Source organism: Micromonospora sp. CV4 (assembly GCF_003667455.1).
Classification (GTDB): domain Bacteria; phylum Actinomycetota; class Actinomycetes; order Mycobacteriales; family Micromonosporaceae; genus Micromonospora.
On record NZ_RCVI01000031.1, the window covers coordinates 1 to 460 of the forward strand.

Annotated in this window: 1 protein-coding gene; it reads right to left on the reverse strand. The window is 69.8% G+C overall.

Annotation, left to right across the window (positions count from 1 at the left end; translation table 11 throughout):
* Window positions 1-460: extracellular solute-binding protein (locus EAD98_RS00150; RefSeq protein WP_121652104.1), on the reverse strand; the 460-nt coding region annotated here is incomplete at both ends.

Genomic DNA, 460 nt, shown 5'->3' on the forward strand with positions numbered 1-460 from the left:
GTCAGGTAGTCCCAGGCCAGGTCCTGCCGCTTGCTGTCCTTCCAGAGGGCGATGTCGGAGCCGCCGGCGAAGGCCGGGGCCGGCTTGCCGTCCGGGCCGGGGATGGGGAACGTGCCCCATACCTTCTCGATCTCCGGGTTGTCCTTCTTCATCGCGCCGCCCTGCCAGCTACCGGCGAACGCCATCGCCGCCTTGCCGGTGGCGAACTGGGTGCGGGCGTCGACCTCGTTCCAGCCGGCGGCGGCCGGCGGGGCGACCTTGTGCACGGTGACCAGGTCGGTCCAGAACTTGACCGCCTTCTGCGCCTCCGGCGTGTTGTAGCCGGACTTCCAGGTGTCGCCGTCCTTGGTGGCGATCTCCGCGCCGGCGCCCCAGAGGAAGGAGTAGAACGGCAGCTCGGAGTTGCCCGGCAGGGCGATGCCGTAGGTGCCCGGCTTCTTGGCCTGAACGGTCTTGGCGA